Annotated in this window: 22 protein-coding genes; 7 read left to right on the top strand and 15 right to left on the bottom strand. The window is 56.4% G+C overall.

Annotation, left to right across the window (positions count from 1 at the left end; translation table 11 throughout):
• Positions 1 to 215 precede the first annotated feature (215 nt).
• Positions 216 to 1,250: an MBL fold metallo-hydrolase gene (locus J9788_RS09295; RefSeq protein WP_046896659.1), complete on the bottom strand. Its 1,035-nt coding sequence runs from the start codon at positions 1,248 to 1,250 to the stop codon at positions 216 to 218.
• A 221-nt stretch (positions 1,251 to 1,471) separates the two neighbouring features.
• On the opposite strand from J9788_RS09295, the gene J9788_RS09290 reads away from it, so the two are divergent.
• On the top strand, positions 1,472 to 1,762 hold the full coding sequence (locus J9788_RS09290; RefSeq protein WP_033643389.1) for a hypothetical protein: 291 nt from the start codon (positions 1,472 to 1,474) through the stop codon (positions 1,760 to 1,762).
• Between the two features lie 40 nt (positions 1,763 to 1,802).
• On the opposite strand, the gene J9788_RS09285 is transcribed toward J9788_RS09290, so the two are convergent.
• The 3 genes from J9788_RS09285 to J9788_RS09275 all read right to left on the bottom strand — a co-directional run bounded on the left by J9788_RS09285 (position 1,803) and on the right by J9788_RS09275 (position 3,953).
• A complete protein-coding gene (locus J9788_RS09285) occupies positions 1,803 to 3,164 on the bottom strand; it encodes an amino acid permease (RefSeq protein ID WP_033643390.1) in 1,362 nt (453 codons plus the stop codon).
• 174 nt (positions 3,165 to 3,338) lie between these two features.
• Positions 3,339 to 3,575: a DUF4060 family protein gene (locus tag J9788_RS09280; protein WP_025303167.1), complete on the bottom strand. Its 237-nt coding sequence runs from the start codon at positions 3,573 to 3,575 to the stop codon at positions 3,339 to 3,341.
• A gap of 75 nt (positions 3,576 to 3,650) precedes the next feature.
• Positions 3,651 to 3,953 carry a phage protein NinX family protein gene (locus tag J9788_RS09275; protein WP_033643391.1) on the bottom strand — a complete coding sequence of 101 codons (303 nt, stop codon included), beginning with the start codon at positions 3,951 to 3,953 and terminating at the stop codon, positions 3,651 to 3,653.
• A 169-nt stretch (positions 3,954 to 4,122) separates the two neighbouring features.
• Here J9788_RS09275 and fos point away from each other — a divergent pair, with 169 nt between their 5' ends.
• Positions 4,123 to 4,530: a fosfomycin resistance glutathione transferase gene (gene fos / locus J9788_RS09270; RefSeq protein WP_046896657.1), complete on the top strand. Its 408-nt coding sequence runs from the start codon at positions 4,123 to 4,125 to the stop codon at positions 4,528 to 4,530.
• 38 nt (positions 4,531 to 4,568) lie between these two features.
• On the opposite strand, the gene J9788_RS09265 is transcribed toward fos, so the two are convergent.
• Positions 4,569 to 4,844, bottom strand: coding sequence for a YebO family protein (locus tag J9788_RS09265; RefSeq protein WP_046896656.1), 276 nt, complete (start codon positions 4,842 to 4,844; stop codon positions 4,569 to 4,571).
• An 81-nt stretch (positions 4,845 to 4,925) separates the two neighbouring features.
• Complete coding sequence (locus tag J9788_RS09260; RefSeq protein WP_004927688.1) at positions 4,926 to 5,084, bottom strand: PhoP/PhoQ regulator MgrB; 159 nt, start codon at positions 5,082 to 5,084, stop codon at positions 4,926 to 4,928.
• 161 nt (positions 5,085 to 5,245) lie between these two features.
• Here J9788_RS09260 and J9788_RS09255 point away from each other — a divergent pair, with 161 nt between their 5' ends.
• Positions 5,246 to 5,479 (top strand): YobH family protein, encoded by a 234-nt coding sequence (locus J9788_RS09255; protein WP_038877047.1) that lies wholly within the window; start codon positions 5,246 to 5,248, stop codon positions 5,477 to 5,479.
• 40 nt (positions 5,480 to 5,519) lie between these two features.
• Here the strand turns inward: J9788_RS09255 and J9788_RS09250 are convergent, their stop codons facing one another.
• Positions 5,520 to 5,759, bottom strand: coding sequence for a DUF2766 family protein (locus J9788_RS09250; RefSeq protein WP_046896655.1), 240 nt, complete (start codon positions 5,757 to 5,759; stop codon positions 5,520 to 5,522).
• 188 nt (positions 5,760 to 5,947) lie between these two features.
• On the opposite strand from J9788_RS09250, the gene J9788_RS09245 reads away from it, so the two are divergent.
• Both J9788_RS09245 and J9788_RS09240 read left to right on the top strand, forming a co-directional pair.
• Positions 5,948 to 6,160 (top strand): YccJ family protein, encoded by a 213-nt coding sequence (locus J9788_RS09245; RefSeq protein WP_004927694.1) that lies wholly within the window; start codon positions 5,948 to 5,950, stop codon positions 6,158 to 6,160.
• A 444-nt stretch (positions 6,161 to 6,604) separates the two neighbouring features.
• Complete coding sequence (locus tag J9788_RS09240; RefSeq protein ID WP_004927697.1) at positions 6,605 to 6,991, top strand: helix-turn-helix domain-containing protein; 387 nt, start codon at positions 6,605 to 6,607, stop codon at positions 6,989 to 6,991.
• Positions 6,992 to 7,016: 25 nt separating this feature from the next.
• Here the strand turns inward: J9788_RS09240 and J9788_RS09235 are convergent, their stop codons facing one another.
• The 5 genes from J9788_RS09235 to lysM form a co-directional block, all read right to left on the bottom strand.
• Entirely contained in the window at positions 7,017 to 7,370 is a 354-nt protein-coding gene (locus tag J9788_RS09235) for a DUF1304 domain-containing protein (RefSeq protein WP_042784760.1), read from the bottom strand.
• 427 nt (positions 7,371 to 7,797) lie between these two features.
• The gene (locus tag J9788_RS09230; RefSeq protein ID WP_046896653.1) at positions 7,798 to 8,739 is read right to left on the bottom strand and encodes a pirin family protein; all 942 of its coding nucleotides are present in this window, start codon (positions 8,737 to 8,739) and stop codon (positions 7,798 to 7,800) included.
• Between the two features lie 106 nt (positions 8,740 to 8,845).
• Positions 8,846 to 9,010 carry a hypothetical protein gene (locus tag J9788_RS09225; protein WP_162837199.1) on the bottom strand — a complete coding sequence of 55 codons (165 nt, stop codon included), beginning with the start codon at positions 9,008 to 9,010 and terminating at the stop codon, positions 8,846 to 8,848.
• 23 nt (positions 9,011 to 9,033) lie between these two features.
• Positions 9,034 to 9,189: a hypothetical protein gene (locus J9788_RS09220; protein ID WP_162882310.1), complete on the bottom strand. Its 156-nt coding sequence runs from the start codon at positions 9,187 to 9,189 to the stop codon at positions 9,034 to 9,036.
• Positions 9,190 to 9,451: 262 nt separating this feature from the next.
• Positions 9,452 to 9,898, bottom strand: coding sequence for a peptidoglycan-binding protein LysM (lysM, locus tag J9788_RS09215; protein WP_016927389.1), 447 nt, complete (start codon positions 9,896 to 9,898; stop codon positions 9,452 to 9,454).
• A gap of 226 nt (positions 9,899 to 10,124) precedes the next feature.
• On the opposite strand from lysM, the gene J9788_RS09210 reads away from it, so the two are divergent.
• Together J9788_RS09210 and J9788_RS09205 are read left to right on the top strand one after the other, a co-directional pair.
• On the top strand, positions 10,125 to 10,316 hold the full coding sequence (locus J9788_RS09210) for a YebW family protein (RefSeq protein ID WP_004934567.1): 192 nt from the start codon (positions 10,125 to 10,127) through the stop codon (positions 10,314 to 10,316).
• A gap of 118 nt (positions 10,317 to 10,434) precedes the next feature.
• Entirely contained in the window at positions 10,435 to 10,659 is a 225-nt protein-coding gene (locus J9788_RS09205) for a biofilm development regulator YmgB/AriR family protein (RefSeq protein WP_033643403.1), read from the top strand.
• Positions 10,660 to 10,741: 82 nt separating this feature from the next.
• Here J9788_RS09205 and ompC read toward each other — a convergent pair whose 3' ends face one another.
• The 3 genes from ompC to astB form a co-directional block, all read right to left on the bottom strand.
• Positions 10,742 to 11,824 (bottom strand): porin OmpC, encoded by a 1,083-nt coding sequence (gene ompC, locus J9788_RS09200; RefSeq protein ID WP_046896651.1) that lies wholly within the window; start codon positions 11,822 to 11,824, stop codon positions 10,742 to 10,744.
• Between the two features lie 568 nt (positions 11,825 to 12,392).
• The gene (gene astE, locus J9788_RS09195; RefSeq protein WP_046896650.1) at positions 12,393 to 13,376 is read right to left on the bottom strand and encodes a succinylglutamate desuccinylase; all 984 of its coding nucleotides are present in this window, start codon (positions 13,374 to 13,376) and stop codon (positions 12,393 to 12,395) included.
• A 10-nt stretch (positions 13,377 to 13,386) separates the two neighbouring features.
• A complete protein-coding gene (gene astB / locus J9788_RS09190; RefSeq protein WP_033650923.1) occupies positions 13,387 to 14,727 on the bottom strand; it encodes an N-succinylarginine dihydrolase in 1,341 nt (446 codons plus the stop codon).

Below are 14,727 nucleotides of genomic sequence, written 5' to 3'. Positions count from 1 at the left end.
CGGATGCATAAACATGCAAAGCGCCGGCACCTCTCCCGCTTGCCGGTGGGTTCATCATAAATAATCCGAATATCATTAACCTCAATAGCCGGAATAGTCTTATCAATAACGAAAGTTCAACGTTGAATTAAATCCTGAAAACAAGGGGGTTATTTGAATCACCACCCGCGCTTATCAATTCGGCTAATTACAGCCGCGCTTTCAAACCGTTGGTTTTATTCATCCCGCAGCGCCGCCGGATGATGAGGTAACGCAGACGGTGAGTCCTGCAACGCGATGCGCTCGCCAATCTTCAGCGGATGGAATTGATGCTGCTCCAGCCCCGCCTCACTCAACGCCAGGTTCAACTGCTGCGGCGGCTCGTCCAGCGATTCATCCGCCAATTCGAACACCCCCCAATGAATGGGAATGGCGCGCGGCTGATTCAGTTGACGGTACAGCGTCACCGACTGCTGCGGATCCATATGCTGCTCCTGCATAAACCAGCGCGGCGCATAGGCGCCGATGGGCAGCGCCGCCACGTCGAACGGCCCCAGCCGTTGACCGATCTCCGCCAGCCGTTCCGAATAGCCGCTGTCGCCGGAAAAATAAAACCGCAGCGCCGGATGGTGGATCACCCAGCCGCACCACAGCGAGCGATTGCGATCCCACAGCGTGCGCATGCTCCAGTGCCGCGCCGGCGTGGCGTAGACCGTCAGCTCGCCCAACGGCAGACTCTGCCACCAGTCCAGCTCATGCACCTTCAGCCGATAACGGCGGAACCAGCGCTTCAAGCCGAGCGGCACGATGAACTCGGCCTGAGGGAAACGCCGCGCCAATTGCCGCACCGTGCGCCTGTCAAGGTGGTCATAATGGTTATGCGAGATCAGCACCGCATCCACCGCCGGCAGTTGCTCCACCGTCAGCGGCGGCGGCGTTCTGCGCTTCGGGCCGTAAAAGCTCAGCGGCGATGCGCGTTCGGACAACGCCGGATCGATCAGAATATAGCGCCCGCTCAACCGCAGCAGCATCGAGGCATGCCCCAACCACCAGACGCTGTCGCCACTGCCGCTGAGATCGGCCGGCTGCCACCAGCGTTCGGTAAATTGCGCGTAGCCCTGCTGCGGCGGCTTGGGCAACCCCTGGCGCTTGCGCTCATCTTGCCAACGTTGAAGATCCCCCTCCTGACGCCGCGAAGGTTCCGGGTTGCGAAATCCCTCCGGCGTGTGATGCGCCTTGGCCGCGTCGTAATAACGGTTGATTCTTTTCATCCAGCGTCTTCTCCCGACCCTCAGCGCCCTGCACGGGCATGACTTTCAGTGTAACAAACCCGATGAAGCTCGCACTTCGTCAGCCGTGCGCTGCATTGAGGGAGCTTTTGCCGTATGCTGTTGTCTCACTTCGGTGAGACAGCCAGGGCCGCCAAGAGCCCGTTAAGACTCTCTTAAGAACTTTGTGATTGACTTGTAGGGCATACAGAAAAGGAGAAGTTATGAGTCGTTCGACATCCCGCAAATCAGGCGCAGGCCTGGGGCGCCGTATTCGCAGCGCGCTGCTGGCGCAGAAGCAATACTGGAAAATGTATTTCGCCATGAAGCTGCGCCGCGTGCGCGTGCCTGCACCGCTGGTGCTGCTTGGCGGTTCGCTGCTCGGGTTCTTCATGCTGACCCTGCTGATGCTCAGCGTGGTGACCATCGACGTCATCAGCACCCTGCTGCTGCTGTGCCGGAAACTGCTGGGACGGGGTGACGGTGAGGGGCGCGCCTTTATGCCGCGCAGCTGACGAGAAGAGCGCGGAGGCGCAATACGCCTCCGCGCGCAGATTAACGCTTGGCGCCTTTGCGGCGCGTCAGCATGAACCCGCCCCACAGCACTGCAACCCACACCGGCATCAGCAACACCGAAATGCGGATCCCTTCGCTGAAATACATAATCACCAAAATCAGGCCGAGGAACGCCAGGCACAGATAGTTGCCGAACGGATACCACAGCGCCTTAAAGCTTGGAATGACGCCCTGACGGTTCTTCGCCGCACGGAATTTCAGGTGCGCCAGGCAGATCATCACCCAGTTGATCACCAGGGTGGACACTACCAGCGCCATCAGCAGCTCAAACGCTTTGCCAGGCATCAGATAGTTGATCAGCACGCCGATCGAGGTAATCAGCGCCGACAGTGCGATGGACAGCACCGGCACGCCGCGCTTGTTGACGCGCGTCAGCGCTTTCGGCGCATTGCCCTGGCTGGCCAGCCCGAACAACATGCGGCTGTTGGCGTAAACGCCGCTGTTGTAGACCGACAATGCGGCGGTCAGCACCACCACGTTGAGCACCGTCGCCACCAGATTGCTGTTCAGCGCATGGAAGATCAGCACGAACGGGCTGCCGCCCTCTACCACTTGCCCCCACGGATAAAGCGAGAGCAGTACGGTCAGCGAACCGATATAGAAAATCAGAATACGGTACACCACCTGATTGGTCGCTTTAGGAATGCTGCGACGCGGATCGGCGGCTTCCGCCGCGGTGATGCCCACCATCTCCAGCCCGCCGAACGAGAACATGATCACCGCCATCGCCATCACCAGCCCCGAGAAGCCGTGCGGCATAAAGCCGCCCTGCTGCCACAGGTTGGTGATGCTGGCCTGTGGCCCGCCGTTGCCGCTGGCCAACAGCCAGGCGCCAAACACGATCATGCCGACAATCGCCACCACCTTGATGATGGCGAACCAAAACTCGGTTTCGCCGTACAGGCGCACGTTCACCAGGTTGATCAGATTGATCAACACAAAGAACAGCGCGGCGGACGCCCAGGTGGGGATCTCTGGCCACCAGTACTGAATGTAGATGCCGACGGCGGTCAATTCCGCCATGCCGACCAGAATGAACATCGCCCAGTAGTTCCAGCCGGAAAGGAAGCCGGCGAAATCACCCCAATATTTATAGGCAAAGTGACTGAAAGATCCGGCGACCGGCTCCTCCACCACCATTTCGCCCAGCTGGCGCATGATCAAAAACGCGATAAAACCGCCGATGGCGTAGCCCAACAGCACGGCGGGGCCGGCCATTTTAATGGTTTGCGCAATGCCGAGAAATAAACCGGTGCCGATGGCGCCCCCGAGGGCAATAAGCTGTATGTGTCTGTTTTTTAATCCGCGTTTTAGCGGGGTATCCTGATGCTGACCGCCCATCTTATCCTCATATGGCGTACCTCCTTGCCGTTATCGGCCAAGATTTCACCAATCAATAAATGTATCTGCGGGCGGCTTTTTAACACTTAACCCCGTGAGCATCAAGGAATAGCGCCCCGAGACGGCAGAACGGAGCGCGATTTTTTACTGCGCGGGAGCGGGTAACGGCGGCGTTTAGCCAGGCATACCGCACAGTTTGGTCAGATTGCGCGCGCCGATCATCAGCGTGGCGACATAAGATTGGCGACGCGTAACCACTTCCACCGCCACGCGATCGTTTTGATATTTTATCAGATAGGTCGAGGGCCAGCCCTGACGGCGCTGGCCGAAGCTTTCGGCATGACGATCGATCGCCGCATGGGCAATCACCAGATGAGACAAGTTTTTATCACCTTTGATAATGCGCTTCATAAACAGCCTCCGCCAACGACAGCTCTGTTATTAGAAAAAGGAGAAACTCTTACCAATCACCGGTATTTTTGCGAATCAGTTAGCCTGTCGGCTCATCAGAAAACAGATCATCGCCGCGCGCAGCGGGCTGGCGCTGTCGGCCTGCCATTCACCGCCCTGGGTGCTCATGCGCGCCTGCCACTGTGGGCTGTCGCTGTGGTTGTCGGGGTTCAGACTGATTTTGTTGGCGCAAATGATCGGCCAGGCGTCGGAGGGATTCTTGCAGTAATCTTTACCTTTCACACCGCCGTAGGGATACCACTTGTCCGGGTTCTCCCCGGTCAGCAGCGCAATGCTGCGGTTCACTTCGGCATCGCTTTCTTCGTACCATTTAATCATCGGCTTTATCCATCTTTTGTAAGGTTCGCGCTACATTACGATGTCTGTAAGACAGTTTTATGACAGCGCCGCCGGTTTTCACATTATCTGCACTAATGTTTCGCCCCCTTTAACTTTTCTCCCCTTCTGCGTACACTTTTCGTCTGTTTTGCGCCCAGGAAACGCACGCATGTTGACCGGCCTCAACCACCTGACGCTCGCCGTCAGCGATCTCGATCGCAGCTTCGATTTTTACCGTCACCTGTTGGGGTTCACCCCTCACGCCCGCTGGCAAGGCGGCGCCTATCTGTCGTTGGGGGCGTTGTGGCTGTGCCTGTCGTTGGATGAGGCCCGCACGCCACCACGGGCGCGTGATTACACCCATTACGCCTTCAGCGTCGCGCCGGAACACATTGAACGGGTCAGCGAGCGGCTGCGCCAGAGCGGCGCAGAAGAGTGGAAAAGCAATCGCAGCGAGGGCGAGTCGCTCTATTTTCTCGATCCTGATGGACATCAGTTGGAGATCCATGCCGGCGATCTGGCCAGCCGCCTGGCGGCATGCCGGGAAAAACCGTATCAGGGCATGGTGTTTTACTGAAGCGCCCCGGCGGCGCAGCGCCGGCCGGGGCATAGTGTTCAACGTTCGGGGATAAAACCTTTGAAATCCAGCGCGGGGCTGAGATCGTCGTCATCAGCCTCGCCGCCGTCGGCGCGAGCGCTGTGCGCCAAACGCTTCAACAGCGCCGTTTGTTGACGTTGCTGCTCGGCAATTTCCTGCAGCAGGCGAATCTGCTCGTTGGCGCGCACGCTGGCGCGGTTCACCAGGAACCAAACCCAGAGCCCCACCAGCAACGCCACGGCGGCGAGTGCCAACGACAACAGGCCGTTCTGGCCAAAACCTAAATCGTACATGGACAACCCTATCTACTGCGAAATTCAGGCCGCCATCTTAACACTCGCGGCGGCCGGGCGAACATCCCTGCCAAAAATTGCTTACCAGGGTACGAAGCGCGTCACCGAACAGATGCCCAGCGCAAAATTTCCACCATCGTCGCAATAACTGTCCAGCGCCAACAGGTAGAAAAACAGGCAGGCAGCGACGGCCGTCATTATCACGAGGATTTTTTTTCGCAACAAATTTAGCAGCCTCATTGTTATCAGGATGGTCTATCGCGCATGTTATCACAGCAAAGTTAAACGAAGTTTAACTTGTCGTTTAGATTTCTGGCTATCGCCCGGTTTTCAGACTGTTACCCTTGCCCTCGCGCTGGCGCCGTGGCTAGATGAACCCTCAGGGATAACGAGGAAACGCAATGAGCAGACTGATTAAGTGGGTACTGGTATTGGCGGTCATTTACGGCGGCTTTTTGATCTCGGGCTACGGCGTGCTGATCGGCAGCAATAAGAACGTCGGCGGATTGGGATTGCAGTGCAAATACCTGACGGCGCGCAACGTGGCGATCGCCCAGTACGTCAATGGCGACAACGGTTTCATCGGCGTGGCCGACTGCCCGCTGTTCAAGAAAATCGAAACGGTGGTGGATTAACCGCCACCGCCCGACGCCGTCGCTCTGCGGCGGCTCCGCCTCAATTGCGGGTAAACTTCAACTCGATCAGCGCAATCGCCTTGTCAATCGCTCTGCGGGTCACCGGATCGGCGCCGGCGGGATGCGTGGAGAAATCGATGCTTTTGAGCTGGCCCGCCATCTTGTCGCGCACTTCGGTCGGCGCAATCACGTCGATAACGTCCAGAATCTGTTTAATGACCAGTTGGCAAGCGACCAGATCGGAAGCCAATTCCTGCTCGTTGCTCAGCATGTCAGACATAATAACTTTCCCTCTTGATTCAAACGCCGCACAGAATAGCATGCCGCCTGCGCCATTGCCCGCCCTCCCCGCCTTTTTCCCCGTTCTGCGCACCGCCGGGCAAAAGCCCGCGGCAGATTAGCCTATACTTGCAGCATGACGGTGATAAAAACATCCGTAACCTAAGCCACAACCAACAGGAGATAGTTATGGCGAATCACAATGTGAAATCCTGGGCAACAGTGCGTGAAACTTCGGTGGAAATTGCCGAAGCTATTTTTGAACTGGCAGGCAACGATGAAGTGTTGGCGCAGAAGATCTGGGAAGAAGGCAGCGATGAAGCGCTGGAAAAGGCTTTTGCCAAAACCACCGCCGACCAGCTTTATTGGGGAGAGGAAACCGTCGAGCGTAAAAACGTTTAAGCCGCCAGGCAACAAAAAGCCCGGGTTTCTGGCCCAGGCTTTCCCGATTAGCGCTCACCCCGCTCTGCGGCGTGCATCTCTGCTTGCTCTCACGGTTCTTCACCTCCCACACCTTCCGCATTTTTCATGCTCATCACCGGCGTCGCCATAAAAGCGCCGACGCCCACGATTACAACCAGAGTAATAATCACTGTCATTAACATGCGATCACCCCATCAACGTTGAGTTGTTACGGCTGACTCTGTTTTGGCGGTTCTTGCTGCGGTCTTCTCCGCGTCACCCACCGCGGCGGCGACAGTCTCAGATTAGCCGTTTTTCCTTTCAGCTGACAAGCGGCGGTTCAACGGTTTTTCCGAATCATGCCCCGTTATCGGCGGCGTTTTTTGTCCGCGGCGGCAAGTTGTGTATACTTCACCGCTATGTAGATCTCACACTGACGCACTGATGATACAAGAACACCATCTCTCATTGGTCTGCGCCCTCAGCAAATGGGTCGAAACTCACCTCGGACGAGTGATCCATCTCGAAGAGCTGGCCGAGTACTCCGGCTACTCGCTGTGGCATATGCAGAAGCTGTTCAAAGAAGCGACAGGGATTTCGCTGGGCAAATACATTCGTGAACGCCGTCTGGCCGGCGCGGTCTATCAACTGCGCAGCAGTGAAGCGTCGATTTTCGATATCGCCCTGGACTTTGGCTTCGGCTCACAGTCCCACTTCACCTACATGTTCAGAAAGCGTTTTAATATCACGCCTTACGATTTCCGCCAGGATCTGAGCGTCGATCTGCACATCGATCCGCCGCTGCACGTCATTCACCAAAAATCCGCCTGATTTTCGCCCGCCGTCAACCGGCGGGTTAACGCGCGCCCCAGACCGCCAGCAGCGCGATCGCGGCCGGCAACGCCTGCACCCACAGGATCTTGCGGCTGGCGGTCAGCCCGCCGAACACGCCGGCCGCCAGCACGCAGCCGAGAAAGAACAGCTGCAGCGCCACATCTTCACGCCAATAGCCCCATACCAGGCCCAGCGCCAGAAAACCGTTGTACAGCCCCTGGTTGGCGGCCAAGACCCGCGTGGCTGCGGCGAACTCTGCCGTCGTCCCGAATGCTCGCCTGCCGATCGGCGCGCGCCACAGGAACATTTCCAATACCAGGATATAAAGGTGGAGCGCCGCGATAAGCAGCAGAACAATGTCGGCAAAGAGCTTCATGATTATCCAAATAGCGAAATGGGAATGCCGTCAAGTATAAGTGATGGATGAATATCGCTCAGCATCCAAGATAAAAAAACCCGCCGAAGCGGGTTTATGCAGGAGTCATTTTTTGAGGTTAGTGTAATACGGCAACCAACAATGCCGCGACAGAGACCCAAAACAGCGCCGTGGCAACCACGACATGGGACAGTCTTGCACGATAAAGAACTTGGCTCATAATGACCTCACTGACATCAGACTAACGGGAGACAACCTGACTTCCTGAGGATTATCCTAATCTTCTTCTATTTATCATTATATGCGTCAGATCACTATTTCGTTGAGAAACTTTATATTGTCGTGAAGCTGGAGCCGCGATCACATTTATTGCGCGTTATTAGAGCGAAATAAGTCGAATAATCTCGGTGATTATATCCTAACGCTATCAAACTTCGCTCCACGGCAGGCGTGGCGCGGCCATGCGCTCACCGGAATAACCGCTGACCGCCGGAAAACGATCCGTTTCCTGCTCCCACTCGCGCTGAGCCTGAATAATTTCCGCTTTGGTATGGCCAACGAAGTTCCACCAGATAAGGATCTCTTCATTTAACGGCGCTCCACCGATTAATAATCCCCGGCTGCCCTTCTCTGCATTTAACTCAATAGAGTTATTACCCATGCCTAAATAGGCGAATGCGTCAGGTGAAAATGTTTCACCATTAAGTTCAAATGCACCAATTAGGGGCAAAAAGCCGATTTCATAATCATCGCGCAGCGGCAATTGCGCCGTCGCCGCCTCTTGCCATTCCATATCAATGGCGATTAATGGCGAAAGAGTAAACACCGGTGAACGATAAGCGCCAAATTCCCCGACCAGCAAACGGTGATTCACGCCGTTATTCCGCCACTGCGGCAAATCGGGATAATGATCGAATCGCGGTGCCATGTCGGCATATTCGGCCGGCAACGCAATCCACAATTGTGCGGCGTGCAGCCGTCGGTCCTCGCCCACCGACTGTTCCGTATGCGCGATGCCGTGCCCTGCGGTCATCAGGTTGACCTGCCCCGGCCGGATCAACTGTTCGCTGCCGAGGCTATCGCGGTGCAGCACCTCACCCTCGATCATCCAGGTAAAGGTTTGCAGACCGGTGTGCGGATGCGGCCCTACATCCATGCCGGGCGCGGTGCCGTTGAATACCGTCGGGCCGGCGTGATCGAGAAAACACCAGGCGCCGACGGTGCGCCGCTCCCGGGTTGGCAACGCGCGGTTGATAGGAATACCGCCCACTTCGGCATTGCGCACGGCAATGCGTTGGATCTGGCGCGCGCCGTCAACGACAGGGCACTCGCGTGAGGGTGAAAAATGCGCAGGACGTGACTGACTCATCGCAAAGACCTCCTGAATGGCGCCGATTCGCCAAGGATAATCGCCCCAGCTTAGCACAGGACAACGCCCCCTGGAGAGCGACGACGCTAAGCCGCGCTCACGCGGATTAAGGTGTTTTGATGTAGCAGCTTTTAATATCGATATCGTCGTGGGCATGCCTGAGATCGGAGAAATAAGTCACTCCGAAGAGAATCGACACGACCAGCAGTACAGAAACCAGCAGGCCGATAATCGCCAACAGTTTGGTTTCATCGTGGAGATTGGGCTCCATTTTCTCTCCCCTAGTTAATGACGTCAGGTCAGCCACAGCGTGACCGCCAACGTAAAAATGATCAGTGAGCAGGACGCAATCGCCAAAACGACGATCGCAAATTGCGCATCACCCAAGGTTTCTCTGTAGTTTTTATCCGTCAAGGCGTTACGCTGCTGTTTCACTAAATCGGCTTTCACTCGTTCAACTGCTGCATTGCTGTTTGATGGGGCAAGACACCCCCTCAGAATGGAGGAGCGAAATCCCCCTTCGGCTGCTCAGTCCGCAACCGGGCCATGACGCTACCAACTTTCCCCCCCAGGGTCAACACCGCCGCCGCGGGCCGGCGAGCGCAGGCACACGGTATGTGTAACTTTTATTTAGGGGGAAGGGAAATAAGAGATGCTTATAGCGAAGGCAAAAAAAGCCCGGCACATCGCCGGGCCAGGGGAGACAGAGGCGTTATTGCGGGATACGCAGCACCTGTCCCGGATAGATCTTGTCCGGGCTCGACAGCATCGGCTTGTTGGCTTCGAAAATTTTGTTGTAGAGATTGGCGTTACCGTACATCTCTTTGGAGATTGCGCTCAGCGTATCGCCCTTCTTCACGGTATAGAAGCGGCTCTCGGCGTCGGATTGCGCTACCGCCACCTTGTCTTCCACACCGCTGATGCCCGCTACGTTGCCGATCGCCACCAGAATCTTCTCTTTCAGCTCCTGGCTGACGGCATCGCCGGTCACCACCGCTTTCCCATCGACCACCTGCACATCGACTTTGTCGGTGCCCGGCAGGCCGCTCTTATCGAGATGCTCCTTGAGTTTGGCGCTTTGATCTTCGGCGGAGGCATTGCCGGTGACTGTGTCCCACAGTTTTTCGCCCGCTTCTTTGACAAAGTTAAACAAGCCCATATTCACTCCTTTTGATGGTTGCACTGATGCGTTGATGTAAGGCTTGTTAAGCTTAGCATCGTCAAAAGGATCTGCCATCCGCTCTCGCCCCCAGAAACGGCTGGAGAATTCCGAAAGTGCCGTCTGCGGCGCCTCGTTGGCGTTTAATCGCGCAATGATGCTGAAAAATCGCGCTTTTTTACCTACACTGTTGCAGACAAGGCGGCTCGACGAAGGAGGCTGCAAGATGTACGCATTGGTGATGTTTGTCTGTTATCTGGATGGCGGCTGCAGTGAAATGGTGGTGGACATATTGCGCGACGAACCGCAATGCCTGGTGGCGATGAAGGAACAGAACCTGCGTCACGCCGGCTGTTATCCCATGGAAGAATTTATTGACGGCTTCTGGTTGCCGGCCAGCGAATACTCGGATTTTTGATCCCCCCGCCTGATGCTGAGGAATTTCTGATTTCATCGGAAACGGCGTTTTCCTCCGAGGCATAAGGCCGCTGTTTTGTTAAATTGCGGCTCCCGAAGAAGAAAGACAGAGAAAGGTCATGTCAGCATCGGCTCATTCCAACGAGCAATATGAAATTCTGCTGCGCAACGTTAGCCTGGCGTTAGGCGACGCAGTATTGCAGTTAATCAAAAACCATAAAAAGGTATCCGGCGGCAATATTCTTTCGCAGCTGGTGACAGAGATAGAGCGAGAGCAGGATCAGCAGCGGTTTGCCGCGCTGCGTTCAGCCATCGAGCTGGTGGGGTTGGCGCCAAAAGGCTGAGCGCGCGATACAAACGAAGGCAGGGCTTGCGCCCTGCCTGATTACCGATCCCGACACAGGATGAGGGTAATGGAATTGCAGCTTAGAAGCGGTAGGTCAGGTTGACGGCAACGATGTCGTCGGTGTTCAGCTTCAGTTTGTTGTCGTCGTTCAACTGGTTGATCTTGTAGTCGACGTAGGTGTACATGTTCTTGTTGAAGTAGTAAGTCGCGCCCACTTCCACGTATTTCACCAGATCGACGTCGCCAATCCCTTCAATATCCTTGCCTTTCGACTGCACGTAGGCCAGAGACGGACGCAGACCGTTTTCGAACTGGTACTGGGCCACAACTTCGAAGTTCTGCGTTTTGTTGGCGAAGCCGGAAGTGCCATTGACGCTGATCGGCGTCATGTTGCGGGTATCGGCATACATGGCCGCCAGATAGACCTGGTTGGCGTCATATTTGATTGCGGTGGTCCAGGCGGTGGCCTTGTCGCCTTTACCGTACTGCAACGCTTTCTGATCGCCGGTGCGGCTGGAGTCGGAGAACGCCGCCGCAACGCCGATGCCGCTGCCGCCGATGTCCTGATAGTCCAGAGACATGCCGTAACCGTCGCCGTTTTGCTTGGTTACGCTGCGCTTGTCTTCGTTGTTTTTGCCCTGATACTGCAACGCCAGGTTCAGGCCTTCCACCAAACCGAAGAAGTCACGGTTGCGGTAGGTCGCCAGGCCGTTGGAGCGCGCGGTCATGAAGTTGTCGGTGTAGCTGTAGGAGTCGCCGCCGAATTCCGGCAGCATGTCGGTATAAGCTTCGGCGTCGTACACCACGCCGTAGTTACGGCCGTAGTCGAACGAGCCATAGTTGGCGAACTTCAGGCCGGCGAAGCCCAGACGGGTTTTGGTGCCGGTGGTGCCCTGCGCTTCATCGTGGTTGGCCTGAACGTTGTATTCCCACTGGCCGTAACCGGTCAACTGATCGTTGATCTGGGTTTCGCCTTTAAAGCCCAGACGAACATACGTTTTATCTCCGTCTTCACTTTTATCTTTACTGAAAACGTGTTTGGCCGAAACGCGGCCGTACAGGTCGAGTTTATTGCCATCTTTATTGTAGATTTCAGCCGCGTTGGCGAAGGAGGTGACCGCCCCGAGGGCGACAGCTAAGGCTAATACACTGCGTTTCATCATTTATTTTCCTAGATATTATAATTAGAACCCTGCCCGTCACGCCCAATTTATAATTTGGGCTGTGATTTTATCTTTTGGTATTTTATGAGCTCCCCTAATGCTGGGGTGATGTGACATTAGCATCATGAATCAAAACTTAAAATCAAAAAGTTCATGAAACAACGAGGAGAAAGCATGTTTATTTGTAACCATATATTTCAAAAAAGAGAACGGATAACCCATTGAATATAAGAAATTTTTATCACATAACTTATAACCAAAACGGTGCAACGCACCAATTTAGTGCATTTTGGTTTCGTTTTGCGTGCTTTCTGCACGATTCAAAAGTAACAACAAGATTAGCATGGTTATTAAAAACGTTACTTATTTCACATTTTTATCTTAACAAAGTCACCAGGCAATTAAGGCTTTCCGATAACGGCTGAATACGGCCTTTATTCATTCACGTAAAGAAATCCCTATGGGACGAATAAAATTCGATGTATGGCCATTTAAATAGCGGGAAATAGCAGATTAAAATAATGAAAGGAATAAACGGCAGCGCGCTGACGGCGCCGCCGAGGATAAATCAATACAACGTAGAACGGGAAACTTCGCTTAACAGCATGCCAGCGCGCAGGCCCAGCGCCACAGTGGGGTTAGGAAACAGTATCCACGCACCCTCTTGGCCAACGCGATACTCCTCCTGCGGCTGCTCGCACAGCAACATCCCCGGTTTCAACTCGGTGAAGTTGGCGGTGTCATCATCCAGATGCAGCTTGAAATCCTCGCTGTGTTTGATCAACGAGTGCATCACACGGAATACCCGGATCGCCTCGCCCGCGCGCTGCGGCAACGGCCCCTCGCTGACCGCCGCCCGCAGAGCGCGATCGATGGCGGCGAACTGCTGCAGATCGTTGCTGCCGAACGGCCGCGCCTTGCCCAGCTCGAGCGTACAGCTCGCCGCATTGAGATGCTCGCTGGAATAGTGGCTAAAAGTCCCGCCCGGCGCGCTGTGTACCACCAGCGCATCCAGATCGGCGGCATCCAGCAGCTTTAGCATCGGTTCACTGTACGGATGCTTCTGGAAGGGCAAAATGCCAAAGCGCGGCAAATGCGACTCGCGAATGGCGGTGTGCAGATCGTAATGGAAACGCGCCGCCTGTTCGCCATCAAAAAAGGCGGCGAGCGTGCGCTCCAACTGCTGGGCGCGCGCGGTTTCCCCGCTGGCGGCGAAGTTGCGGTAGCGGCCGCCGAACATACGGTTCATGTCGCTGTGCAGATAGCGCTTGCCCGCCCGCATCGCCGCCGGGTTGCCCAGTACCACCAACAGCCGCACCGCCAGCGGCAAGCGGCCGCTCAACAGATCGGCGATTAACTGATTGAGCAGTTCAATCGGCGCGGTTTCGTTGCCGTGTACGCCCGCCGACACCACCAACGCCTGGCGATAACGCTGCCGCGGCGTGAGCTCCAACACCCCTTCCCCCAGCCAACGCCAGCGCAGCTGCGGCGTTTCGCCCTGCCATTCGGCGGGTTCTTTCCCCTCCAGCGTCAGGGGCAGTAGATCGATCATGCAGCCTCCCTTAACGTTGGAACGGATAGATGGACCCGAGACCGAGGATCGACGTCAGCGAATCCAACGCCTCGCGCCCTTCGCGCAGCAGCAGTGGATCGGCCAGGTCATCCTGCGTCAGGCGATCGCGGTAATGGCGATCCACCCACTCGTTCAACGTCGCGAACAGCCGATCGTTCATCATGACGCGCGGGTTCACCGCCCGCAGCTCTTGATCGTTGAGCGCCACCCGCAACCTCAGGCAGGCCGGGCCGCCGCCGTTGCGCATGCTTTCGCGCAGATCGAACACGCGGATTTCATCGATCGGGCCGCCGCTGCCGACCATCTCGTTCAGATAACGCCACACGCCGGCATGCTGGCGCGACTCTTCCGGCACCACGATCATCATCTTGCCGTTCGGCTTGGTGAGAATTTGGCTGTTGAACAGATAAGTCGCCACCGCGTCCGCCACCGAGACGCGCTCCGTCGGCACTTCGATCGCCACCAGCTCGCTGTCCAGCGTCGCCATCTTGCGGCGCACTTCATCCAGCGCCTGTTGCTGGCGGTAAAACGCCTGCTGGTGGTGGAACAGCACGTTCTGGTTGCTGACCGCAATCACGTCGTTATGGAACACGCCCTGGTCGATCACCGCCGGGTTTTGCTGCACGAAGACCGTATGCTGCTCGTCCAATTGGTGCAGGCGAGCGATCGCCTCACCGGCTTCGCGCGTCTGGCGCGCAGGATAACGCGCCGGCGCCGTTTCGCCGCCAAACTCCTGGCGACCGTAAACGAACACCTGCACGCTGCGCCTGGCATAATCGCCGCCCAGCCGGTTATGGTTGGCCGCCCCTTCGTCCCCGAACAACGCCACCTGCGGCAGCGCTTCATGGTGGGCGAAATGCCGGTCGTCGTTAAACATCGCCCGCAAAACGTCGGTGGTCGTTTCCGCTTCAATGGCGCGGTGGAATTTATTGTTCAGGTTGGCGGCGGTGAAATGCACCTTGCCGTCTGCGCTGTCCGCCGAGGGGGACACCGTGGCCGCATTGGCGGTCCACATGCAGGACGCCGAGCTGAGCGCTGACAGCAATCGCGGCGATTGACGCATCGCCTGCGCCAGCACCGCCTCATCGCTGCCGCTGAAGCCCAGGCGACGCAGCATCGGCAAATGTGGCCGCTCCTGCGGCGGCAAGACCCCTTGCTGAAAACCGAGATCGGCCAGCGCCTTCATTTTCAGCAGACCTTGCTTCGCCGCCAGCTTCGGGTTCGATACGCTGTTTTGATGCTGCGTAGAGGCCTCGTTACCGAACGACAGCCCGGCATAGTGGTGCGTCGGCCCCACCAAACCGTCGAAATTGACTTCATATCCTGACAT

The organism is Serratia sp. X10 (assembly GCF_017811775.1).
GTDB classification, from domain to species: domain Bacteria; phylum Pseudomonadota; class Gammaproteobacteria; order Enterobacterales; family Enterobacteriaceae; genus Serratia; species Serratia ureilytica.
This window is presented reverse-complemented; position numbering and strand designations above follow the sequence as displayed.